Source organism: Collimonas arenae, assembly GCF_001584165.1.
Taxonomy (GTDB): Bacteria; Pseudomonadota; Gammaproteobacteria; order Burkholderiales; family Burkholderiaceae_D; genus Collimonas; species Collimonas arenae.
The window spans coordinates 1,462,563-1,485,040 of sequence record NZ_CP013233.1; the positions used below are offsets into that span (position 1 = coordinate 1,462,563).

General features: G+C 59.2%; 19 protein-coding genes and 2 pseudogenes. 11 read left to right on the forward strand and 10 right to left on the reverse strand.

All coding sequences use genetic code 11. From position 1 onward, the window contains the following. The first annotated feature begins 10 nt into the window (after positions 1-10). Entirely contained in the window at positions 11-1,051 is a 1,041-nt protein-coding gene (locus CAter10_RS06930; protein WP_236905538.1) for a sensor histidine kinase, read from the forward strand. A gap of 37 nt (positions 1,052-1,088) precedes the next feature. Next, on the forward strand, positions 1,089-1,895 hold the full coding sequence (locus CAter10_RS06935; RefSeq protein ID WP_335339736.1) for a LytR/AlgR family response regulator transcription factor: 807 nt from the start codon (positions 1,089-1,091) through the stop codon (positions 1,893-1,895). Between the two features lie 26 nt (positions 1,896-1,921). Here CAter10_RS06935 and CAter10_RS06940 read toward each other — a convergent pair whose 3' ends face one another. From CAter10_RS06940 to wrbA, 6 genes and pseudogenes are all read right to left on the reverse strand, one after another. Further along, positions 1,922-3,265 carry a DUF1501 domain-containing protein gene (locus CAter10_RS06940; RefSeq protein ID WP_061532837.1) on the reverse strand — a complete coding sequence of 448 codons (1,344 nt, stop codon included), beginning with the start codon at positions 3,263-3,265 and terminating at the stop codon, positions 1,922-1,924. 28 nt (positions 3,266-3,293) lie between these two features. Then, positions 3,294-3,428, reverse strand: a complete 135-nt coding sequence (locus CAter10_RS24020) for a hypothetical protein (RefSeq protein WP_257722427.1) — start codon at positions 3,426-3,428, stop codon at positions 3,294-3,296. Further along, the gene (locus tag CAter10_RS06945) at positions 3,428-4,840 is read right to left on the reverse strand and encodes a DUF1800 domain-containing protein (protein ID WP_236905506.1); all 1,413 of its coding nucleotides are present in this window, start codon (positions 4,838-4,840) and stop codon (positions 3,428-3,430) included. The genes CAter10_RS24020 and CAter10_RS06945 overlap by 1 nt, the downstream gene beginning before the upstream one ends. A 119-nt stretch (positions 4,841-4,959) precedes the next feature. Beyond that, the gene (locus CAter10_RS06950; RefSeq protein WP_061532838.1) at positions 4,960-6,372 is read right to left on the reverse strand and encodes an FAD-binding oxidoreductase; all 1,413 of its coding nucleotides are present in this window, start codon (positions 6,370-6,372) and stop codon (positions 4,960-4,962) included. 588 nt (positions 6,373-6,960) lie between these two features. Next, positions 6,961-7,404 (reverse strand): DUF2069 domain-containing protein, encoded by a 444-nt coding sequence (locus CAter10_RS06960; RefSeq protein ID WP_417924721.1) that lies wholly within the window; start codon positions 7,402-7,404, stop codon positions 6,961-6,963. Between the two features lie 22 nt (positions 7,405-7,426). Then, a pseudogene (gene wrbA / locus CAter10_RS21835) lies at positions 7,427-8,044 on the reverse strand (NAD(P)H:quinone oxidoreductase); the annotation flags it as partial. Between the two features lie 88 nt (positions 8,045-8,132). On the opposite strand from wrbA, the gene CAter10_RS06970 reads away from it, so the two are divergent. Next, positions 8,133-9,422, forward strand: a complete 1,290-nt coding sequence (locus CAter10_RS06970; RefSeq protein WP_061532841.1) for a YihY family inner membrane protein — start codon at positions 8,133-8,135, stop codon at positions 9,420-9,422. Positions 9,423-9,425: 3 nt separating this feature from the next. Here the strand turns inward: CAter10_RS06970 and CAter10_RS06975 are convergent, their stop codons facing one another. The 4 genes from CAter10_RS06975 to CAter10_RS06990 all read right to left on the reverse strand — a co-directional run bounded on the left by CAter10_RS06975 (position 9,426) and on the right by CAter10_RS06990 (position 12,349). Then, positions 9,426-9,623 (reverse strand): hypothetical protein, encoded by a 198-nt coding sequence (locus CAter10_RS06975; protein ID WP_061532842.1) that lies wholly within the window; start codon positions 9,621-9,623, stop codon positions 9,426-9,428. A 136-nt stretch (positions 9,624-9,759) separates the two neighbouring features. Beyond that, on the reverse strand, positions 9,760-10,077 hold the full coding sequence (locus CAter10_RS06980; RefSeq protein ID WP_061532843.1) for an Mpo1-like protein: 318 nt from the start codon (positions 10,075-10,077) through the stop codon (positions 9,760-9,762). 51 nt (positions 10,078-10,128) lie between these two features. Beyond that, entirely contained in the window at positions 10,129-11,016 is an 888-nt protein-coding gene (locus CAter10_RS06985; RefSeq protein ID WP_061532844.1) for an alpha/beta fold hydrolase, read from the reverse strand. 1 nt (position 11,017) lies between these two features. Next, positions 11,018-12,349: an O-acetylhomoserine aminocarboxypropyltransferase gene (locus tag CAter10_RS06990; protein WP_061532845.1), complete on the reverse strand. Its 1,332-nt coding sequence runs from the start codon at positions 12,347-12,349 to the stop codon at positions 11,018-11,020. Between the two features lie 148 nt (positions 12,350-12,497). Between CAter10_RS06990 and CAter10_RS06995 the strand changes: the two genes are divergently transcribed. The 8 genes and pseudogenes from CAter10_RS06995 (at position 12,498) to CAter10_RS07030 (ending at position 22,442) form a co-directional block, all read left to right on the forward strand. Continuing rightward, on the forward strand, positions 12,498-12,944 hold the full coding sequence (locus CAter10_RS06995; protein WP_061532846.1) for a CBS domain-containing protein: 447 nt from the start codon (positions 12,498-12,500) through the stop codon (positions 12,942-12,944). A 158-nt stretch (positions 12,945-13,102) separates the two neighbouring features. Further along, entirely contained in the window at positions 13,103-14,989 is a 1,887-nt protein-coding gene (locus tag CAter10_RS07000; RefSeq protein ID WP_061532847.1) for an MFS transporter, read from the forward strand. A gap of 40 nt (positions 14,990-15,029) precedes the next feature. Further along, the gene (locus CAter10_RS07005; RefSeq protein ID WP_082797825.1) at positions 15,030-16,100 is read left to right on the forward strand and encodes a nucleoside hydrolase; all 1,071 of its coding nucleotides are present in this window, start codon (positions 15,030-15,032) and stop codon (positions 16,098-16,100) included. A gap of 190 nt (positions 16,101-16,290) precedes the next feature. Further along, a complete protein-coding gene (gene aroC / locus CAter10_RS07010; RefSeq protein WP_061532848.1) occupies positions 16,291-17,382 on the forward strand; it encodes a chorismate synthase in 1,092 nt (363 codons plus the stop codon). 99 nt (positions 17,383-17,481) lie between these two features. Further along, a pseudogene (locus CAter10_RS07015) lies at positions 17,482-18,242 on the forward strand (sulfite exporter TauE/SafE family protein). A gap of 90 nt (positions 18,243-18,332) precedes the next feature. Then, a complete protein-coding gene (locus tag CAter10_RS07020) occupies positions 18,333-18,917 on the forward strand; it encodes a DUF4126 domain-containing protein (RefSeq protein WP_061532849.1) in 585 nt (194 codons plus the stop codon). Positions 18,918-19,418: 501 nt separating this feature from the next. After that, complete coding sequence (locus CAter10_RS07025; protein ID WP_061532850.1) at positions 19,419-21,923, forward strand: ABC transporter permease; 2,505 nt, start codon at positions 19,419-19,421, stop codon at positions 21,921-21,923. Between the two features lie 72 nt (positions 21,924-21,995). Next, positions 21,996-22,442, forward strand: a complete 447-nt coding sequence (locus CAter10_RS07030) for a group II truncated hemoglobin (protein WP_061532851.1) — start codon at positions 21,996-21,998, stop codon at positions 22,440-22,442. The last annotated feature ends 36 nt before the right edge of the window (positions 22,443-22,478 follow it).

Consider the following 22,478-nt stretch of genomic DNA (forward strand, 5'->3'; position numbering starts at 1 on the left):
CATTGCGTTGGTGATTCCGGATTGCTGCAATCTCGGCGTTGTGTTCCGGACCCTGATTGTGGTGAATGTGGCGGTGATGGTGGCAATCCTGTTGCGCACCGACAGCCTGATGGCGGCAGCCAGCAGTTTTGTGGAATCGTCGATGCTGATCGAGCCGGCTTGCTTCCTGTCTTTGTCGATCCTGTGCGGGTTGCATCGCATTGGTCATCGCATGTCGCTGATCGTGCAGCGTTCACTGTGCGCATTGGTGCCGGCGCTGGTGACGGTGGTTGTTATCCGGCTGCTGTTCGGGTTCGATTGGTTTCTCAATGGCTTTACTCACCTCAGCGCTGCCGGCGGGACGCCGCTGGCTGCGATGCTGGCTGCCTTGTTCGGGATCGTGTTGCAACACTATTTCGAATTGCGCGCCAAGGCTTTTTCGCCGGTGCTGGTGGAAGCGCGACTACAGGCGCTGCAGGCGCGCATTCGGCCGCACTTCCTGTTCAACAGCCTGAACGCGGTGCTGTCGCTGATCCGCACCGAGCCGCGGCGGGCCGAGGCGGCGCTGGAAGATCTGGCGGATCTGATCCGGGTCCTGATGCGCGACGGCCGCGCCATGACCACGCTGGAAAAGGAAATTCGACTGTGCCGGCAATATTTGTCGATAGAGAAAATACGCCTGGGCGACCGGCTGAAAGTGCAGTGGGAGCGTGAAGACATCAGCGACGAGGTAATTTATCGTGCGCAGATTCCAACCTTGCTGCTGCAGCCTTTGCTGGAAAACGCAGTCCACTATGGCGTCGAACCGAGCACCGAGCCGGCGCTGATCCGGATTCAGTTGGCCCATTCGCTGGAGCGGATTGAAATCACCATCACGAATCCTTACAATCCGTATGCCGGAAAAGGCGTCGCTGCGCTGCCCGAGGGCAATCAGATGGCGCTGGAAAATATTCGCGAGCGGCTGGCCTTGCTTTACGATGTGGAGGGACAGTTGACCACCTCCAATACGCACGGCCAGTTTGAGGTGCGCGCCAGTTTCCCTTACGTGAAGGTCGCCCTGGCCAGGCAGTAGAGCTAAATAAGAAATCAAACAAAGCAATGACATTTCCATGCCCATGATTCCCCGCATATTTATCGTCGACGATGAAGCGCCGGCACGCGCCAGGCTGATTACGCTGCTGTCCGATATCGTGACCGAATGCCCGCACTATCTGGTCGGCGAGGCGGCGCATGCGCAGGAAGCGCTGGAAGGGATCGCCGCTACCAGGCCCGACCTGGTATTGCTGGATGTGCAGATGCCCGGCATGAGCGGTTTGCAGCTGGCCGACCAGTTGGTCAATCAGCGCGCTGCGGATGCCGGCGAGCCGCCGTTGATCATTTTTGTGACTGCCTATGATGACTATGCGTTGAATGCATTCGACGTGCAGGCTTTCGATTACCTGGTCAAGCCGGTGCGGGCCAATAGGTTGGCGCAAGCTATCACGCGCGCCAGCCGCATGCGTCAGCCAGCTCCGGCAATCGCGACGGGTGTGGCGAATTCTGCCGGCACTGTGCCGCGTCAGCATTTCGCGGTACAGGAACGCGGCCGCATGTCGTTGGTGCCAATGGGGGAGGTGCTGTACCTGAAGGCGGAGTTGAAGTACGTTACGCTGCGCACCAAACACAAAGAGTATCTGATCGAAGATTCGCTGGTTTCAATCGAAGAGGAGTTGACCCGGCATTTTGTCCGCGTCCATCGCAATGCATTGGTGGCGCGCAATGCCATTACCGGTGTCGAACGTGTGACACAGATATCGGACAGCGATGGCGATGGCGACAAGCAGCAGGAAATCTGGCAGGTGATCCTGCGCGACACCGACCACCGGCTGCCGATTTCGCGACGTCAGTTGGCCGAGATCAAGGCGCTGGTGCGTTAGGAGAAACGGAGTAACGCAGCAATTTTCTACACCAGCAAATTCAAGCCACGCTGGTTGCCGGCGCCATATTGCGGAAATAATTTTTGCATCGCCGGATCGCCGATCCGCATGTGCTTTTCCGCCAATGTCGCCAGCACCGAACGGAAGTCGGTAGTGACCGCCAGGTCGCGGTTTTCATTCAACGACTTGTCGTCAATGCCGGGCCATTGGCCGTAGATGCTGCGGCCGCGGACATTCCCACCGAGCAGCCACATGGCGTTGCCGTGGCCGTGATCGGTGCCACCATTGCCGTTTTCACGGAAGGTGCGGCCAAACTCTGACATCACGACGATCACGGTATCGTTGAAGGCTGGCCCCAGTTCACGCACCAGCGTGGCCAAGCCATCGGCCAGCGGCCGCAGGCGGCCCGCCAGTTGGCCGGTCCCGTTGCCTTGGTTGGCGTGAGTATCCCAGCCGCCGACGGCGACGAAGCCGAGCCGGATATCTGGATTGCTGCGCATCAGGCGCCCAAGGCGTGCAGTATCGATGGATAAACCGTTCGGCAGCGGCGCGCCATTATTGGCCATTTTTTGTTCAGAGCTGCTGGCATCGGCCAGCAATTCTTTGCGCGCCGCAATGCCGTCGCGGTAGCTTTTTCCCAGTGCGGCATCTTGCGCGTAGAGCGCGGCGTAAGCCTGGCTGATTTCCGGTTTGTCGATCAGCGTTGGCCGGGTTGCGTCGCGTCCGGTCGGCATGTTGGCGACCACTGCCTTGCCGGTCAAAATGCGTGGTACCGCTTCGCCCAGAGTCAGCGCTTCCATCGGCGACTGCGACGGAGGCATCACGCCCAGCATGCGGTTCATCCAGCCATCGCGGGTGTTGTGCTCTCCCGGCGTGCCGGTTTCCATGTAATCCTGTGCTTCGAAATGCGAACGCGACATGTCGGGTGAGCCGGATGCGTGCACGAACGCCAATCGGCCATCATCCCAAAACGGCTGCAAGGGTTGCAGCGCCGGATGCAGGCCGAAATAACCAGTCAGGTCGATGGCGCCGTTCTGCATGCCTGGCTTGGCCACGGCAATCGTCGGACGAGCCTTGTAGTAATTGTGATCGCCATGCGGGACGACGACGTTCAAGCCGTCAACTGCGCCACGCAGGAATACCACGATCATGCGTGGCGTGCCGTCGCCGCTTGCATGCGGGCGTTGCAATGGATTGCCGTAGGACAGCGGGCTGTCGGCGCCGCTAACAATGGTGGGAGCCGCTGGCGCCTTGACTTTCGCCTGTTGCTTGACGGGTGGCGCCACTACGCAGCCGGACAGGCCGACTGGAATCAGGATCGCGCCGCTGGCGCCGAGGCCCAGGTGGCGGATGAAATCGCGACGTTTCATTGCATCACTCCTAACGGTATCAGTATCACTATCTCTTCATGAAGTCCGGACCGCCAAGTATGAGCCCGACTTGCAGATTCTGTGGCGCGGCGGCAATGGCGCTCAGGCTGTGCGGTTCCAGCGCCGGCGACAAGGTTTGTATCAGTTGCTGCGGATCGACCACTACGGCGGTGTTCGGCGGCGGAGTGGCTGGTGCCGATCCCGGCGCCGGGGGGGCGTTTCAGCGCGCGCGATCGGCGATTTGCCATTGCTCAGGCCGTTGACGAAATTGATCCGGCGCAGCAGCGCGTCCGGATTGAGCCACGCTTCTTCGGAAAATTTATAACCTTCCGGCGTCAGCCAGCCATACAGCGGTTGCCCCAGTTGGTTCAGTACGCCGTCAATCGGTTTGACGTTGAGCACCGGCGTCGCTGTCGCGCGCAGCGACGACACCACATATTGATACGGTGTCTTGAATTGCGTCTGGTAATTGCTGCGCGACCAGAATTCCGGGCTCTCGAACAGGGTATGCAGTACCGCTTTGATGTCGCCGTTGCTGCTTAGGAAGCGGCGTGAGAGCTTTTCGGTCAGCGCCGGTTGCGGTTTGTCGGAGACGAAATACTGGACCAACTTGGTGGCGATGAAATGTGCGGTGGCGGGGTGTCGTGCCAGAATGTCGAGCGCTTGCTCGCCTTCCTGCTCGCCACTGCCCTTGATGGTCTGGCCGAGAAATACCTTGTCGCCGAAATCATGGCGGCGTGGGTTGAAGATGTAAGCCGGCTGGCCCTCCTTCATGCCTTTTTCATTGATGGTCCAGCCGCTCAGGATCCGCGCCAGGGAGATCACGTCGGCCTGGGTGTAGCCGCTATCAACGCCCATCGTATGCAGTTCCAGCAACTCGCGCCCGTAATTTTCGTTGAGTCCCTTGAAGCGGCCTTTGGCTTCCGGCGTGTTGACGCCGCTGCTGAGCCAGTTGTCGAGGTAGTACAGCATCGCCGGATGATGGGCGACGGCGCCCAGCAGTTGGCGGAAATTGCCAAGCGCGTTGGGGCGCAGTACATCCTTTTCATATTCGCCGTCCCAGTAACGTACCCATTCCTTGCCTTCGAATACGTTGAAGTGATTGAACCAGAATTCGGTCATGACTTCCTGCAATTGCCGCGGACTTTCCGTTGCCAGCCACAGGCGGGAAAAATGCACTTGCGGCGTGATGTCCTTGTTCGCACGCTGTCGTGCCGTATTCTTTTCGTCTGGAGTGGCGTTGTTTGGCGGGAAGGAGGGCGGGCCGTATTGCTGGTATAGCTGGGTGGCGCTGAGCTGGTAGGTCGGCAGGGCTGATAATTTGTCGCTGAGATCGTTGGGGAGCGGCAGCTTGTCCGGATTCAATTGCTGCTCAATATAGCGTTTGACGCCGAGCTGTCGGACTGCCTCGACATCGCCCGGACGCGGTCCATAGGCCAGCCGGTTCAGCACATGCAGCGCTTTTTCCGAATCATTCAGTGGCGCCGGCGCGCTCTGTGCGTTGGCATCAAGCGCCGCGCCGCATGACAGAAGCAGCGCGATCGAAAGAAAACAACGGTTTTTCATGGTCGACATCATGTTCCGCCTTATGCAATTTTTTGCTTACACCCGAGATTAACGCCTTGTCTGCGAGGTGCGCATACAAGGTTGGTGTAACAGATTGTAAGACGGCAACATTGACAACTTGCAAAGCCCTAGATGACCTTGCCAGGATTCATCAGATTCAAGGGATCTAGCGCCTGCTTGATGGTTCTCATCAGCGCCATCTCAACCGGTGATTTGTAACGCAGGATTTCTTCGCGCTTGAGGGCGCCCAACCCGTGTTCGGCCGAGATAGAGCCGCCCATGCTGTCGACGCTGTCGTGCACCACGCGGTTGATCTCTGCCTGGCGGGCGATGAATTGCTCTTCGCCGACGCCGAGCGGGGGCGACACGTTGTAATGCAGGTTGCCATCGCCCAGGTGGCCGAACGTGACGTTGCGGCAGCCCGGGAAATGCTGTTGTAGCAAGGCGTCAGTGACAGCGATGAATTCGGCGATGCGCGAAATCGGCAGAGATACGTCATGCTTGATATTCTTGCCTTCCTTGGCTTGGGCCGAGGAGATGCTTTCGCGCAGTTGCCATAGTGCGCGCGATTGCGCTGTAGAAGTGGCTAATACGGCGTCCTGGCAGACTCCTTGCTCCAGTGCTTCGCCGATTACCGCTTCTAGTAGCGTACTTGCATGGGGTGCAAGTTCGCTATCAGACAGTTCCATTAAAACGTATTGCGGGTGGCGTTCTGGGAAAGGGAAGGGCAATTGCGGGAAGTGCTTGGCGACCAGTTGCAGGCACAAGTCGGACATCAGCTCGAAGCCGGTCAGGGTGGCGCCGCAGCGTTGTTGCGCCAGGCTGAGCAGGCGTAGCGCGTCGGCTGGAGTTTGCACTGCCGCCAGTGCGGTCAGCTGGACTTGCGGTCGCGGAAATATCTTCAGCACGGCGGCGGTGATGATGCCGAGCGTTCCTTCCGCGCCGATGAACAGGTCGCGCAGGTCGTATCCAGTGTTGTCCTTGCGCAGTCCGCGCAGGCCGTGCAGGATGTCGCCTTGCGCGGTGACCACTTCCAGCCCGAGGCAGAGTTCGCGGGTATTGCCGTAGCGTAGCACCGCCGTGCCGCCAGCATTGGTTGACAGGTTGCCGCCGATGGTGCAACTGCCTTCAGCGGCCAGCGAAAGCGGCAGCAGGCGTTGTTCGGCGGCGGCGGCTTCCTGGGCGTGTTGCAGGATGCAGCCGGCTTCGACGGTGATGGTGTGGTTGAGTGCGTCGACGGCGCGAATTCGGTTCAGGCGTTTGAGCGACAGTACGATGGCCTGGCCGCTTTGGTCGGGCACGCTACCGAGCACCAAGCCGGTGTTGCCGCCTTGGGGGACGATGGGGATATGGAATGTGTTGCAGAGTTTGACGATGGCGGCGACTTCGGCGGTGTCGGCTGGTTTGACTATGGCGAGTGCTTGGCCGGTGTAGCGTTGGCGCTGGTCGGTCAGGTAGGCGGCTTTGTCGGTGTCGTCGGTGAGGACGTGGGCGGTGCCGATGGCGTTGCGGCAGGCATCCAGGAATCCAATATTTTTCATGTCGTAATTTTCGGTATCGGAGTTAAACGGGGTCAGAGTTTTTTTTCGCGGGTTTTTGCGAAAATTACTCTGACCCCGTTTAGCGGGCCACGGAGTGAGTGCGATGGTGCATCTACAACTGGCGCTCATCGTTACTCAATACTGTCACTACTCCGTGGGTGCTTGCCGGGGGTAGCCCGGCAGCTAGTCACTTTTCTTGCTTCGCCCCCTAGCCGGGCGCAAAAAAAGTAACCAAAAGAAGGCGATCGCACAGCCGTTGCCCGCCTTCGGCGGGTCCCCAAATGAGCCGCGCGCCAGTCGGATGGGGCACAAACTCGCTGCGCTCAAACATGTGTCCCATCATTCCCGACTGTCACCCGACTCATTTGGCAACGTCAGCATGCGAAAAGTCAAAAGCAACGGCAACGTCAAAAGCCAATTCAAAAGCAACATCAAAACCAACAACATCAAAACCAACCCCGGGCAGTTAAATGGGGTCAGAGTTTTTTTTCGCGGCCTCTTGCGAAAATTACTCTGACCCCATTTAACGGACCACGGAGTACCCGCCCCAAATGCGACGACACCATCAAACCAATCAACAGCTTTTAACTATTGCGACGCCTTCTTGATTGCCTCTTGCGCAACTTCCTTGGCGGCTTTTTTATAAGGCCGCAAATACAGGATGGTGCATAGAAAGAAGATACAGCTGAGGGCCACTTCGAGCCAGCCCAGGCGGGCGGACATGATGTTACTGTCGCTGGTAGCGCGGACTATGCCTTCTGCGAGGTAGAGCAGGATCAGCATCGAAGCCCATTGCATCGTGTAGACATCGCGCTTCATGACGCCGCGTAACGGCAGTAGCAGCGGCAGGACTTTCAGCACCATCCAGGAGCCGCCCGGGCGCAGCGGCGCTAGCAGCAGTTCCCATGCCAGGCCCAGCGCGATCAGGGCCAGCAGGCTGCCGACCGCGCCGAAGTAGAAGAAGCGCGGCTGGCGGGCTGCGTGCGGCAGCGGGTGGGTCGGCGTGCTCGGTTTCAGTTTGGTGGTCATTATGCCCCCGTTGTCCTGTGTTGAGCGGTGCATTCAATTTTAGTGCAGTTTCGGCCAGGCGGCGTCCCTGGGCGATGGCCAAGGTGCGGCTTTCGGCGGAAATCGGCTGGTTGCCGTTCATGCCCGACCAGTGGCTGGCGCCATAGGGCGTGCCGCCGCTGGAGGTGGTCATCAGCTCAGGCAAGGTGTAGGGCAGGCCCATCACCAGCATGCCATGGTGCAAGAGCGGCGTCATCATCGACATCAGCGTCGATTCCTGGCCACCGTGCAGGCTGCCGGTGGAGGTGAACACGCAGGCCGGCTTACCGGCCAAGGTGCCAGCCAGCCAGTCGGTGCTGGTGCCATCCCAGAAATATTTCATGGCGGCGGCCATATTGCCGAAGCGGGTCGGCGATCCCAGCGCCAGGCCGGCGCATTGCACCAGGTCCGCCAGTTCGACATAGGGCGCACCTTCCAGCGGGATGTCAGGAGCGCTGGCTTCGACAACGGTCGATACGGCCGGCACCGTGCGCAGCCGAGCTTCGCAGCCTGTCACCGAGTCGATGCCCTGGCCGATCAGCTCGGCCAGCTTGCGGGTTGAGCCATGGCGCGAGTAATACAAAACCAGAATCGGTGTATTAACGATAATGTTGGATGAGTTCATAGTTGGTATTATAGGGCGCTTTAGTGTCGGCCCATGAGGCAAAACGTGCGTTTGCGCGACTGCGTCGGCCAGCAAAATTAGGTAAAGCATGAAGTTGATAAAATTTTCCGGATTACGCGGCCTGTCCTTGTCACAATTACGCGATCTGTTTCGTTTTGCGGCGCGCCGCCTGGACGAGGAACGCCTGCCGCAAGTGGCTGGCAGCCTGACTTTCACCACGATCCTGGCGCTGGTGCCAATGCTGACCATCGCCTTGGCGATCTTTACGGTCTTCCCCCTGTTCAGCACCTTCCGCGCTTCGCTGGAAGCGTATTTCGTGCATAACCTGATGCCCAAGGGCGTGGCCGACACCATCCTCAACTATCTCAATCAGTTTGCGACCAAATCGGCGCGCCTGTCGGCGGTTGGCGGTGTGGCGCTGATCGTGACATCGGTACTGACCATGTCGACAGTCGACCATGTGTTCAATCGCATTTGGCGCGTCAAGACCCAACGGCCCTGGATCCAGCGGGTATTGGTGTATTGGGCGATCATCACGCTGGGGCCATTGCTGATCGGTATTTCAATCACTGTCACTTCTTCACTGTCGGCCGCCGCCAACGGGCTGGTCGTCAGTTGGATCGGCGCCTGGTTTTATACGTTGGTGTCGGTGTCGTTGACCACGGGCGCTTTCACGTTGCTGTACGTGGCGGTGCCGAATCAGCGGGTCAACTGGCGCGATGCAGTGTGGGGCGGCTTGTTGGCCGGTATCGCGTTCGAGATCGCCAAGCGGGTCTTCGCCGCGTATGTCATCAAGTTCCCGACTTACACGATGGTCTATGGCGCACTGGCGGCCCTGCCGATTTTCCTGTTGTGGATCTACATGTTGTGGATGATCACGCTGTTTGGCGCGTTGCTGGTGGCGGCGTTGCCGGTAGTGAAATATGAGCGCTGGTGGCATGTGCCAACGCCGGGCAGTGCCTTCGTCGATGCCATGTCCGTGTTGCGGGTGTTATACCAGGCAAGGACCGGCAGCGACTCGGCTGCGGTCGATGCGGCGCAAATCCGACAGGCGACCCGGCTGGGTTTCGATGAGTCGGAGAGTTTGTTGCAGCAGATGCAGGAGGTCGGCTGGGTTGGATGTGTGCAGACCGAGATGCCGATGCGCAGCCAATGGGGACGCAAAGTGCGGGTCAGTGTTGACGGCTGGATTCTGCTGGTCAATCCGGATGCGTTGAAGCTGGCCGAGATCTATCGTCTGTTCGTCTGCAATCTGGTGGCCGGCAAGGTGGCGGAAACAGAATTGGCGCAACAGGTCGAAGTGGCAATCGAGCAGGGTCTGGAACAGACGCTGGCGTCGTATTTTACGCACGGCAGCAACTTGCCGGTTCGCCAGTGACGCTCACGACATGGGGACTTTGAGCAGCGCTCCGTACATGGAACGCAGGCTCCAGAAATAACTGATTTGCACTGTGCTGTTATAGGTTGGCCGTGAGTAGTTCATCGCGAACACTGTCGGCGCCGACGGCGGCGTAGGCGGCTCTGCCACCTGGTTTTGCTGCTCCACTCCCGGCGTAATGCCTGCTTTGGCTGTTTCCATGTAACTCCCCTGTTCGCATATCAGGATTGGCCGCTCGGGATTCGGCCGATCGCTGAAGTGATGTCTAAATATAAAGATATCGCTATTTTACGGGACAAACGGTTCACATTACTGCAAGTTATTAATACAAAGCTAATTAAAAAGAAACCTGGCCGGTCAGCATTTGCCAATACATGACCCAGTCGCCGAGGAAGGAATAGAGCGGCTGCTTGAACGTGGCCGGGCGATTCTTTTCGAACACGAAATGGCCGATCCAGGCAAAGCCGTAGCCGCAAAACAGCGCCACCAGCAGCCAATACAGGGCGCCGGTCACCATCAGCGCGACCAATGCCAGCAGCACCAGCGTCGAGCCGACAAAATGCAACTGGCGGCAGGTGCGATTGCTGTGCTGACTGAGATAGTTCGGGTAAAACTCGGCGAATGTCTCGTATTTCTTTTCAAGCACGGTAGGCATGGCGTCTCCTGGTTGTTGCGCGTTGTAGCTGATTGCTGCTGTTCTTTAAGCTTAGTCTCCCACGGCCACAGGTGCAACCGATGGTGCCGATTGCAGTGCGCTGATCGCGGCGGCAGTGGCGAACTGGAACAATTGGTCAAGCACCGCATCCGGCTGTTCCGCCATCAACGCATGGCCGCTGGCGGCAATCTGCACCACCTTGGCTTGCTTGATGGCGGCGATCAGCCCGGCTGCCGCTTTGGCCGGCGTCATCACATCGCGTTGGCCGAGCAGGAACAGGGTCGGGCAAGTCACCGTGCGCGCTGACTGCTCGCCATTGGCATAGGCGTTGCATGCGGCAAAATCGGTATGGAACACGGTCGGCTTTTGTTCCGACTGCTGCGCAATGCGTTGCATCAGGCGCTGGCTGGCACCCTGCACGTAAAAGCCGGGGCCGGGCGCCGACGGTTTCGGCGAGATGGTCGAATGCGACCAGATGTTGACCATGTCGATGGCAGTTTGCTGGTCATTATTGGCGGCATCCAGCAGCGCATCGGCAACTTTCATCGGGTAGGCGGTGCCAACCAGCGCAATGCCGGCGATGCGCGCCGCGGCACCGCTGCGACCTGCGCTTTCCAGGGCGATCAGCGAACCCATGCTATGCCCGATCAGGATGGCAGTGCCGACGCCGGCGGCGTCCAGCAATGCCGACAGCCAGTCCGCCATGTCTTCAATCGACGCCAGCGCCGGCCCTTGGCTACGGCCGTGTCCCGGCAGATCGACTGCCAGTACGCCGAAGCCGTGGTGGGCGAAGTAGCGGGTCTGCAGGATCCAGACCGAGTGGTCGTTCTGGCCGCCGTGGAGGAACACCGCGGTCGGCAAGGCCGGATTGAATGGTTTGCCGCCGGTATAGCAATAGGTGTTGTAATCGCCGCCGCGGAAATGTGTTTTCAATAGCATCTCATTTCTCCTTGCGGCCAGCGTGTTCAGTGCGCTGCGACATCTTTAAACCATACGACAGGTCTTCGATCAGATCGTCGACGTTTTCCAGTCCGATCGATAGGCGCAGCGTTCCTTCGCTAATGCCGGCGGCAGCCAATTGTTCGCTTGGAACCCGGAAATGGGTGGTCGAAGCCGGATGGATCACCAGCGATTTGGCATCGCCGACATTGGCCAGGTGGGAGAATATCTTGAGCGATTCGACCATGCGTCGTCCGGCAGCGCGGTCGCCCTTCAGGTTGAATGAAAATACAGCACCGCAGCCCTTGGGAAGTAGCGTTTTACTCAGTGCGTAACCGGGGTGTGAAGGCAATTCAGGATAGGCGACCGATTCGACCGCCGCATGCGCCGCCAGGAATTCGACAACCTTGCGAGTGTTGGCGACATGCTTTTCCATGCGTAGGCCGAGCGTCTCGACGCCCTGCAGGATGGCGAATGCATTGTGCGGGCTCATCACCGCACCGAAGTCACGCAATCCCTCGCGCCGCGCACGCAGGGAAAACGGCGCAACGGTCGATTCTTCCGAAAACACCATGCCATGGAAACCTTCATACGGCTCGCACAGTTCGGCGAAGCGGCCGCTCTTGTCGTAGGCCTGCTGCCAATCGAAAGTGCCGCCGTCCACCAGCAGTCCGCCGACCGCTGTGCCGTGTCCGCACAGGAACTTGGTGGCGGAGTGGAATACCAGGTCGGCGCCGTGATCGAACGGGCGCAGCAGATAAGGCGTGGTAAACGTCGAATCCACCATCAACGGCAGATAGTGTTCATGCGCCAATGCCGCGATACGCGGAATATCCAGCACGTCCAGTCCCGGATTGCCGAGCGTTTCGCCGAACAGTACCTTGGTATTCGGCCGGATCGCGGCGCGCCAGGCATCCAGGTCGCTCGGATCGACGAAGGTGGTTTCGATGCCGAAGCGTTTCAAGGTGTAGGAGAGCAGGTTGTGTGAACCGCCATACAGTGCGCGCGAGGCCACGATATGTGAACCGGCGCCGGCGATGGTGGCCAGTCCAAGATGCATGGCAGCTTGTCCGCTGGCGACGGCGATCCCGGCAACGCCGCCTTCCAGCGCCGCGATACGTTCTTCCAGCACGGAGTTGGTCGGATTGGAAATGCGCGAATAGACGTGGCCGGCGCGCTCCATGTTGAATAGCGACGCGGCGTGGTCGGAATCCTTGAATACAAACGCCGAAGTCAGGTAAATCGGCGTGGCGCGTGCGCCGGTGGCCGGATCTGGGGCGCTGCCGGCATGTAGCGACAGGGTGTCGAAGCCGGGGTAGTGAGGGCTGCTCATGGCGCTTGGGTCTCCATCAATTTTTATAAAATATGAGAAATCACTCTAGTGATGCTGCGCTGCGCGGTAGATTTTTGGTCTCGCTTAGGCTACATTCCAGTACATAAGCATAACCCAAGCATAACCCAAGCAAAGGCAGGATGACCCCATGAAAGTTTCCGAAATCCTCAAAGTCAAAGGCAATATCCTTTACACGGTGACACCCGATACGCCGTTGATCGATGCCGTCAATACGATGGCGGAGAAAGATATCGGATCGCTGGTGGTGATGGAATTCGGTTCGCTGGTGGGCATGCTGACTTTCCGCGAAGTGCTGGTGGCGATCCATCAGAATGGCGGCGCGGTCGGCAGTAATACCGTGCGCAAGCACATGGATGACAGCCCGATTACCGTCACCCCCGACACCGAAGTCAACGAAGTACGCCGCATCATGCTGGAGCGCCACGCGCGCTATGTGCCGATCATGGACGCGCGCACGCTGCTCGGTGTGATGTCGTTTTATGACGTGGCAAAAGCCGTGCTGGATGCGCAGGGTTTTGAGAACAAGATGCTGAAAGCCTATATTCGCGACTGGCCGTCGACCACAGAAGAGTAGGACGTTCCTGAAGGCTTGGAAAACCGTTTGTGGCAGGATGATGCCGCAAGCGGTTTTTTTGTGTAAGTTACAGAAAAATAAAAATATCAAAAAAGAAATTAATTCGTCGCTGCCAATTACCCCCCATAGCGCGCAATCCTTTCCCATTTGCCTAATCCATGTCCAAATCCAGTCAATTTTCCCTACTTCGACAGCGACGCTTTGCACCATTCTTCTGGACTCAGTTTTTCGGTGCATTCAACGACAACGTGTTCAAAACTGCGTTGCTGACGATCCTGACTTACGAAGCGCTGAGCTGGACCAGCATGAACGTCAGCTTGCTGAACAACCTGATTCCCGGTTTGTTCATCCTGCCGTTCGTGGTGTTTTCGGCGACCGCTGGCCAACTGGCCGACAAGTTCGAGAAATCGCGTCTGGCGCGTTACGTCAAGGTGCTGGAAATCGTCATCATGTCGATTGCCGCGGTCGGCTGGATGACGCATACCTTGTGGCTGCTGATTCTCGCAATTGTCGGCATGGGCGTGCATTCGACGATCTTCGGGCCGGTCAAGTATGCATACCTGCCGCAGCAGTTGCGCCAGGATGAACTGGTTGGCGGCAATGGCATTATCGAAATGGGAACCTTCGTCGGTATCCTGCTGGGCGAAGTGTTGGGTGCGGTGCTGGTGGTCCACAAGCCGTGGGGCATTGAGCTGGTGGCCGGCGGCACGGTGACGATTGCGATTGTCGGCTGGTTGTTCAGCCGCGGCATACCGCTGACACCGGCGGCGGAGCCTGCACTGAAGATCAATTGGAATCCGATTACCGAAACGGCGCGCAATCTCAGTTTCTCGCGCAAGAACCGTCCGGTGTTCCTGGCGATGCTGGCCAACTCCTGGTTCTGGTTCTACGGCGCCATCGTGCTGGCACAATTCCCGTTGTACGCCAAGAACTACCTGCACGGCGACCATAGTGTGTTCGTATTGCTACTGACCGTATTTTCACTCGGTGTTGGTGCCGGTTCGCTATTGTGCGAGCGCCTGTCCGGCCATAAGGTCGAAATCGGCCTGGTGCCGTTCGGCGCGATCGGCTTGTCGGTATTCGGCCTGGATCTGTTCCTGGCCAGTCTCGGTTATACCAATACCGCCGCGGTCGACATGGGCGGCTTTGTGCAGCAGCATGGTAGCTGGCGCATCCTGTTCGACTGCGTGATGATCGGCCTGTTCGGTGGCTTGTACATCGTGCCGCTGTTCGCCGTGATCCAGACTCGCTGCGACCGTCGGCACCTCTCACGCACGATTGCCGGGATGAATATCATGAATGCCTTGTTCATGGTGGTGGCCGCCTTGGTGGCGATGGTGCTGCTGCAATCCGGTTTTACGATTCCGCAGATTTTCCTGGTTACGGCAATTCTCAATGCCATTGTCGCGATTTACATTTTCACGGTGGTGCCGGAATACCTGGTGCGTTTCATCGCCTGGATCTTGATCCACACTATCCATCGGGTGAAGACCATCAACCGCGACCTGATTCCCGACGAAGGCGCCGCGGTGCTGGTTTGTAACCACGTCAGTTATGTCGACGCCATCGTCATCATGGCAGCCAGCCCGCGCCCGATCCGTTTCGTGATGGATCACCGCATTTTCAAGATTCCGGTGTTGGCCTGGGTTTTCAAGACCGCCAAGGCGATCCCGATTGCGCCGGCCAAGGAAAACCCGCAGCTGATGGAGCGCGCTTTCGACCAGATCGCGGCAGCGTTGGCGGATGGCGACCTGGTCTGCATTTTCCCAGAGGGCAAGCTGACCAGCACCGGCGAAATGAATGAATTCCGCGGTGGCATCAAGAAGATAGTTGACCGCACTCCGGTGCCGGTCATTCCTATGGCGCTGAGCGGCCTGTGGGGCAGCATGTGGACCCGCAGCGCCGGCAATCCTTTCCATCGTTCTTTCAAGCGCGGTCCGTTGTCGGCGCTGCAACTGGCGGTGGGCGAACCGGTGGCGCCGGCGCAAGCCACGCCTGAGTATTTGCAACAGCAAGTGCAGGCCTTGCGCGGCGCTTGGCAGTAAACTGTCGTTTTTTCCAAAACACATTGCGAAAGAATCGACGATGAAGAACAAGACTACGGAGGACGCCGTTATGGCCCGGCGCAATTTTCTTACCCAGAGTGGCAAGCTGCTTGGCGGCAGCCTGCTGTTGAGCGCGATGCCGATGGGTTCGGCGCTGGCGGCAGACGCCGCACCGCTGCCGTTGATCATCGATACCGATCCTGGCGCCGATGATGTGATCGCCTTGTTGCTAGCCTTGTCGGCGCGCGATCAGCTCGACGTGCGGGCGCTGACTACAGTGGCCGGCAATGTCCAGTTGAGTTACACCTCGCGCAATGCGCGCATGGTGCGCGAGTGGGCCAATCGGCCTGACGTGCCGGTCTATGCTGGCAGCGCGCGGCCAATGTTGCGCACGCCGATCTATGCTGCCGAAGTGCATGGCGCCGAAGGCGTGACCGGGGTCAAGGTGTTCGAACCGAAGCAGCCGCTGGCCGAGGGCAATGCAGTGCAATACCTGATCGATACGCTGGCAAGCGCCAAGCCGAAAAGCATGACGATCGTGACGCTGGGCCCGCAAACCAACCTGGCCTTGGCGCTGATCCAGAATCCGCAAATCGGCCAGGGCATCCGTGAAGTAGTCATGATGGGCGGCGCCCATTTCAACGGCGGCAATATTACGCCGGTGGCGGAGTTCAACGTGTTCGCCGATCCGCATGCCAGCGATGTCGTATTCAAGAGTGGATTGCCGATCACGGTGATCCCGCTGGACGTCACCCACAAGATGCTGACCAGCCCCGAGCGCATCGCGCACTTACGTAAGATCGGCAACCAGGCCGGCAAGATCGCCGCCGACATCCTCGATGCCTATGTCGAGCACGATATCAAGCAATACGGCCTGCCGGGCGGCCCGGTGCACGATGCGACCACCATCGGCTATCTGTTGCGGCCGGAGATGTTCAAGGGGCGCATGGTCAATGTCGAGGTCGATACGCGCGAAGGGCCGACCTTCGGCCAGACCGTGGTTGACTACTACCACGTCACTCAGCGCCCGGCCAACGCGCGCTGGATCACCGAAGGGGATGCACAGGGTTTTTTCGATTTGCTTGCCACCCGGCTGGCCCGCCTGTCTTGAGGTTAGTCCTCTAACATCGACCACCGCGCTAATGCCGGGATGCAGATAGGCATGGTTGCCGATGAGAATGGATTCGTCATGGTTGAACGGTGTGATGGATGTCTGAAAGGCAATAATTTTGCCGTCCAGGTAGCTCCTTGGGGGCCGCGCTGGTAAAATCATTCTTTTCAGCCTCTTTATCTGGATCATCATGCCCGGCAATACTTTCGGCAGTCTGTTTAGCGTCACCAATTTCGGCGAATCTCACGGCCCGGCCATCGGCTGCGTGATCGATGGCTGTCCGCCGGGAATGGAATTGTCGGAAGCCGATATCCAGCCGGACCTGGACCGCCGCAAGCCCGGCACTTCGCGCCATGTGACCCAGCGCCAGGAGCCGGATACCGTCGAGATACTGTCCGGCGTCTACGAAGGCAAGACCACCGGCACGCCGATTGCGCTGCTGATCCGCAACCAGGACCAGCGCAGCAAGGACTACGGCAATATCATCGAGACCTTCCGTCCCGGCCATGCCGACTACACCTACTGGCAAAAATACGGCATCCGCGATCCACGCGGCGGCGGCCGTTCGTCGGCGCGGCTGACGGCGCCGATTGTTGGTGCCGCGGCAATCGCCAAGAAATGGCTGCTGCAGCAATACGGCACCACGTTCAAGGGCTGCATGAGCCAGTTGGGCGAATTGCCGATCACGTTTGAATCCTGGGAGCACGTACCCAACAACCCGTTTTTTGCCGCCAATATCAGTCAGATCGCCGAACTTGAAGCGTATATGGATGCGTTGCGCAAGGATGGCGATTCCTGCGGTGCACGCATCGATGTGGTGGCCTCCAACGTTCCGGTCGGCTTGGGCGAACCGCTGTACGACAAGCTCGATGCCGAGATCGGTTACGCGATGATGGGCATCAACGCCGTCAAGGGCGTGGAAATCGGCGCAGGCTTTGCCTCGGTGGCGCAAAAGGGGTCGCAGCATGGCGACGAAATCACCCGCCACGGTTTTCTGACCAACAACGCCGGCGGCATCCTGGGCGGCATTTCGAGCGGTCAGGACATCACCGTCTCGATCGCCATCAAGCCGACTTCCAGCATCCGTACGCCACGCCAGTCGATCGACAAGCAGGGCAATCCGGCCACCGTTGAGACCTTCGGCCGCCACGATCCTTGCGTCGGCATTCGCGCTACGCCGATTGCCGAAGCGATGCTGGCGCTGGTCTTGATGGACCATGCGTTGCGTAACCGCGCGCAATGCGGCGATGTCCGTGTCGCGCAACTGGTCGATTCCAAGTAATTCCCTTGGCGCCGTCACTACCTGGCGGCGTCTGTCTTCCTTTCTCCATCCCGGGCCTTTCCGTTCACTGGAAATGCCATCGCCAATCACCGGAATCCCATGCTTGACGGACTATTGCTATTTTGCGGCAACCTGCTTCTCGGTGGGGTGCTGGGCGGTGTCGGCGGCTTGTTTGGCATTGGCGGTGGGCTGATCGCGATCCCGGTGCTGGGCCTCTTGTACGGCATGGACCAGCAACTGGCGCAAGGCACAGCGCTGGTCATGGTGGCGCCCAATGTGATGCTCGGTTTCTGGCGCTACCGCCAGCGCAACGGCCTGGAGTTGCGCTCCGCTGCGGTGCTGGGTGGCTCGGCCATACTGGTGACCTATGCCGCAGCCTGGTACGCGACTGTCATCAGCTCGGCCAGATTGCACTTCGCCTTCGCGGTTTTCATGGGGGTGTTGGGACTGTATCTGTTCTGGAACGCCGCCCGCAAGAAGCCGTTACGGACCGGCCCGCCGTTGCTGGGCCACGCTACCTGCCGGTGGTGGGCGTCATCGGCGGCGCCATTTCCGGATTTTTCGGGGTCGGTGGCGGGGTAGTCGCACCACCGGCCCTGGTGGCGTTCTTCGGCATGACCCAAACCGCCGCACAGGGCATGGCGCTGGCTCTGGTCTCGCCGGGGGCGGTGATTGCCCTCGGCACCTTTGCCTATGCCGGTCATGTCGACTGGCATATCGGTATTCCGCTGGCTATCGGCGGCATCTTCAGCGTCTCCACAGGTGTCGCGCTGGCGCATCACCTGCCTGAGCGCAAGTTGCGCTTAAGCTTTAGCACGGCACTGATTTTACTGGCAGGATGGCTAATCTTGCGCGGCTGATGGTGGTTTACGTTACGCTAGTGCCAAGATTCAAATCGAGACCCAAATCAAGTCTCAACATCAGATCGAATCCGGAGAGAAGGGGACATCATGATTGATACACTTTCCAGTGCCGCCCTCGCAGGCGGTTTGTCCTGGGCCAGCGGCATTCGCCTGTACATGGCGCTCTTCATCGCTGGCTGGTTTGGCCGTGCCGGCTGGATCGATTTGCCGCAGGCCTTGCAGATATTGGAGTCGCCGTGGGTCATCGGTGTGACCGGATTGCTGACCGCCATCGAATTCCTGGTGGATAAGATTCCCGGCCTGGATTCGGTGTGGGATGCCATTCACACCTTTATTCGGATTCCGGCGGGCGCTATCCTGGCCGTAGCCGCGATGGGCCACATGGATCCGGCCTGGACCACGGTAGCGGCGCTGGTCGGCGGCACCTTTGCCTTGGGCGCGCATGCCACCAAGGCCGGCAGCCGGGCCATGATCAACACCTCGCCGGAGCCGCTGAGCAACTGGACCGCATCATTTTCCGAAGACGCAACGGTGCTAGGCGGCTTATGGGCGGCGTTTTTCCATCCCTGGTTATTGTTCGCATTCCTGATCCTGTTTTTCCTGTTTGCGATCTGGCTGCTGCCCAAATTATGGCGCGGCATACGCTGGGTATTTCAACGATTGGCTACTTGATTCTAGATTCGGCAGTTGACCGCTTAGTTATGTTTGGCAGGCTTTATGCGTATTGAATTTCTTTTTTTTAATGATGCTCACCTATCGGGGGAAGAGCGCTACAGGCGCGATTGAACACTTTTCCGGCCCTCTGCCGTCGTTGCTCCTTCTAGCGGAAGGCAGTCCGCGTCGTCGTCGCGCCCAGGGCCTGTTAATATTTAATTTAGGAGTGCGAACGCGCGGCAGGCGTTGCGTGCCTAGGCGCGACGACGCGACGTAGTGGTGCTACGGCAAGGAGAAGCAACAACGGCATGCGACGCCTGCAGCCGTTCCCGAAGGGTTCAAGTCAAAACGTGAGCTGGCCGCGTTGCATGGCTTGTTGGGGCACCAGCCCCAACTGCGCCACGCGCCTTGCCATCACACGTTTTGACTTGAACGCATCTCCCAAATTAAATGTTAACAGGCCCTAGCCAGAGAGCCGGAAAAATGCACACTCGCACCCGTTCAACTACCGAATCTAGAATGATTTTATTTCAATCCCTACGCATGACCCAGCGCGATTGGCGCGCCGGTGAATTACGCTTCCTGTTGATTGCCTTGATTGTGGCCGTTGCCTCGTTGTCGGCAGTCGGCTTTTTTGTCGATCGCATGCGCGCCGGCATGACGCGTGATGCACACCAGTTGCTTGGCGGCGATCTACTGATTTCGGCGGATCAGCGCATAACGCCAAGCTGGCGCGACGAAGCGGCACGTCGCCAGCTGACCTTGGCCGATACGGTCGTGTTTCCCAGCATGGCGATTGCCGGTGAAGATGATGCTACCCGCTCGCAGCTCGCTTCCCTGAAAGCAGTCAGTGCCGGTTATCCGTTGCGCGGCAATCTTGTCGTTTCCGACCGCGTGGGCGGCGCCGACGAGACTACCCACCAGATACCGGCGGCCGGCACGGTGTGGCTGGATTCCAATATGCTGATCGCGCTGAACCTGGCGGTCGGCGATCCGCTCAAGCTGGGCGATCGCACCTTCAAGATTGCCAAAGTGCTGGTGGTCGAACCGGACCGCGGCAGCGGCTTCATCAATTTCGCGCCGCGCGTGATGCTGTCGATGGCTGATCTGGCCTCCACCAATCTGATCCAGGATGGCTCGCGCGTGACTTACCGTTTGCTGTTGAGTGGCGCAGCGCGACAGATCCAGGACTTCCAGAAGTGGGTCGAAAGCGATATCAGTCGCGAGAACCTCAAGGGCGTGCGGATCGAGGGCCTGGAAAACGGCCGGCCCGAAATGCGCGCGACGCTGGATCGCGGTGAACAATTCCTGTCGCTGGTTGGATTGTTGTCGGCGTTGCTGGCTGCAGTAGCGGTGGCGATGGCGGCGCGCCGTTTCATGCTGCGCCATCTGGATGCTTGTGCGATGCTGCGCTGCCTGGGGCTGACCCAGGGCCAGGTGACGCAACTGTATCTGCTGGAATTCCTGCTGATCGGCGTGGCCGGCAGCGTGATCGGTGTACTGCTGGGCTTCGGCGCGCATTTCATGCTGCTGGAATTGCTTGGCAAGTTTGTCTCCAGCGACCTGCCGCCGGCCAGCGCGATGCCGGCGCTGCAAGGCTTGATTACCGGTCTGCTGCTGTTGATCGGCTTTGCCTTGCCGCCGATCCTGCAACTGCGCAATGTCCCGCATAACCGCGTGATTCGGCGCGAACAGGATGCACCGCAGACGATGGTGCTGGCCACCTATGCCCTCGGCACGCTGACGTTTATCGGCTTGCTGTTGTGGCAGGCCGGCGACTTGAAACTGGGTTTGCTGACCGCGCTCGGCTTCCTTGGCGGATTCGGTGTGTTTGCATTGCTGGGCTGGCTGGCGCTGAAGGCGTCGCGTCATGTACGTGGCTTGTCGCGCAACCCGAGCTGGCGTTTCGCACTGACCGCGCTGCAACGGCGCCCGGTCGCTACCGTCGTGCAGATCGTCGCCTTGTCGCTGGGCTTGATGGCCTTGCTGCTGCTGACGGTGATCCGCGGTGACCTGATCGGCGCCTGGCGCCAGGCCACACCGGTTGATGCGCCGAACCGTTTTGTGATCAATATCCAGGAAGATCAGCGCGCCGAGATCACGCATCGCCTGCAGGCAATCGGTATCGCCCAGCCGGAACTGTTCCCGATGATTCGCGGCCGTCTGACGCAGGTCAACGACAAGCCGATCACGGCCGACACCTATCCTGACGATCGCGCCAAGCGCCTGGTGGATCGCGAGTTCAACCTGTCCACCATGAACCAGTTGCCGGAGCAGAACACACTCACCGCCGGTCATTGGTTTACCGATCAGCAACCGGCGGCTTCGGTTGAAGAAGGCCTGGCTAAAACGCTGAACCTGAAGATTGGAGATCGCCTGCAATTTGACATCGCCGGCCAACTGGTCAGCGCGCCAATCACCAGCCTGCGCAAGCTGGAATGGGGTTCGATGCGAGTCAATTTCTTTGTCATCCTCAATCCCAAGCTGATGGCCGATATGCCGCAGACCTGGATCACCGCATTCAACCTGCCGGACACGCACCTCAATTTCGCCAACCAGTTGACGCGCGATTTCCCGAATTTGACCGTGGTCGATATCGGCAGCGTCATCAAGCAGATCCAGGGCGTGATCGACCAGGTGGTGGCGGCAGTCGAGTTTCTGTTCCTGTTTACGCTGGCGTCTGGCGCGCTGGTGCTGTATGCGGCGCTGGTCGGTTCACAGGACGAACGGACCCGTGAGGCGGGCCTGCTGCGGGCACTAGGCGCAACGCGCAAACAGTTGTCGCAGTCGCAATGGATCGAATTCGCGCTGGTCGGCAGCCTGGCCGGTTTCCTGGCTGCGACTGGCGCGGCGGCAATCGGCTGGGCGCTGGCGCATTACGTGTTCAACTTCACCTGGACCTTCAGCCCGCTGGTTTGGCTGGCCGGCATGGCGATAGGTGCGGCCTGCACGTTTGCCGGCGGCTGGGTCGGATTGCGGCACGTCTTGAACCAGCCGCCGTTGCAAACCTTGCGCGAAGCCTGATGTCAGCCTGGTTAGACCACCCGATAGCGTCATTTCGGGGATAATGCAGGCTTACGCCTTCATTATTTCCCCATGACTACAGAGCCAAGCACCTCCGCCGACACGGCCGAGCAATCCGAGAAACAATCGCAAGCCACCTTGTACGAGCTGATCGGCGGTGCCGACAAGCTGCGCGAACTGGTTGACCGCTTCTACGACCTGATGGACCTGGAGCCGCAGTTCGCGGTGATCCGCGCCTTGCATCCAACGACGCTGGACGGTTCGCGCGACAAGTTCTACTGGTTCTTGACCGGTTGGAGCGGCGGTCCCGATTTGTACATAGAACGCTTCGGCCATCCGCGCCTGCGTGCGCGTCATCTGCCTTATGCGATCGCAACGCCGGAACGCGACCAGTGGCTGCGTTGCATGGCCATGGCGATGCACGAAGTCGGCATGGAAGAATGGCTGCAGGAGCGCCTGCTGACTTCTTTCTTCCAGACTGCCGACTGGATGCGCAACAAGGCTGATGTCCAGCCTTGACGGTGCGTTGCTTTGCAATTTAATTTTATCTAGGAA

Coding starts and splice junctions, on each gene's coding strand:
- CAter10_RS06975 (WP_061532842.1), bottom strand. CDS start 9,623: ATGGAAACAGCCAAAGCAGGCATTACGCCGGGAGTGGAGCAGCAAAAC.
- CAter10_RS07025 (WP_061532850.1), top strand. CDS start 19,419: ATGATTTTATTTCAATCCCTACGCATGACCCAGCGCGATTGGCGCGCC.
- CAter10_RS06970 (WP_061532841.1), top strand. CDS start 8,133: ATGAAGTTGATAAAATTTTCCGGATTACGCGGCCTGTCCTTGTCACAA.
- CAter10_RS07030 (WP_061532851.1), top strand. CDS start 21,996: ATGACTACAGAGCCAAGCACCTCCGCCGACACGGCCGAGCAATCCGAG.
- CAter10_RS07000 (WP_061532847.1), top strand. CDS start 13,103: ATGTCCAAATCCAGTCAATTTTCCCTACTTCGACAGCGACGCTTTGCA.
- CAter10_RS06945 (WP_236905506.1), bottom strand. CDS start 4,840: ATGTCGACCATGAAAAACCGTTGTTTTCTTTCGATCGCGCTGCTTCTG.
- CAter10_RS06935 (WP_335339736.1), top strand. CDS start 1,089: ATGCCCATGATTCCCCGCATATTTATCGTCGACGATGAAGCGCCGGCA.
- aroC (WP_061532848.1), top strand. CDS start 16,291: ATGCCCGGCAATACTTTCGGCAGTCTGTTTAGCGTCACCAATTTCGGC.
- CAter10_RS06940 (WP_061532837.1), bottom strand. CDS start 3,265: ATGAAACGTCGCGATTTCATCCGCCACCTGGGCCTCGGCGCCAGCGGC.
- CAter10_RS07020 (WP_061532849.1), top strand. CDS start 18,333: ATGATTGATACACTTTCCAGTGCCGCCCTCGCAGGCGGTTTGTCCTGG.
- CAter10_RS07005 (WP_082797825.1), top strand. CDS start 15,030: ATGAAGAACAAGACTACGGAGGACGCCGTTATGGCCCGGCGCAATTTT.
- CAter10_RS06990 (WP_061532845.1), bottom strand. CDS start 12,349: ATGAGCAGCCCTCACTACCCCGGCTTCGACACCCTGTCGCTACATGCC.
- CAter10_RS06995 (WP_061532846.1), top strand. CDS start 12,498: ATGAAAGTTTCCGAAATCCTCAAAGTCAAAGGCAATATCCTTTACACG.
- CAter10_RS06980 (WP_061532843.1), bottom strand. CDS start 10,077: ATGCCTACCGTGCTTGAAAAGAAATACGAGACATTCGCCGAGTTTTAC.
- CAter10_RS06950 (WP_061532838.1), bottom strand. CDS start 6,372: ATGAAAAATATTGGATTCCTGGATGCCTGCCGCAACGCCATCGGCACC.
- CAter10_RS06985 (WP_061532844.1), bottom strand. CDS start 11,016: ATGCTATTGAAAACACATTTCCGCGGCGGCGATTACAACACCTATTGC.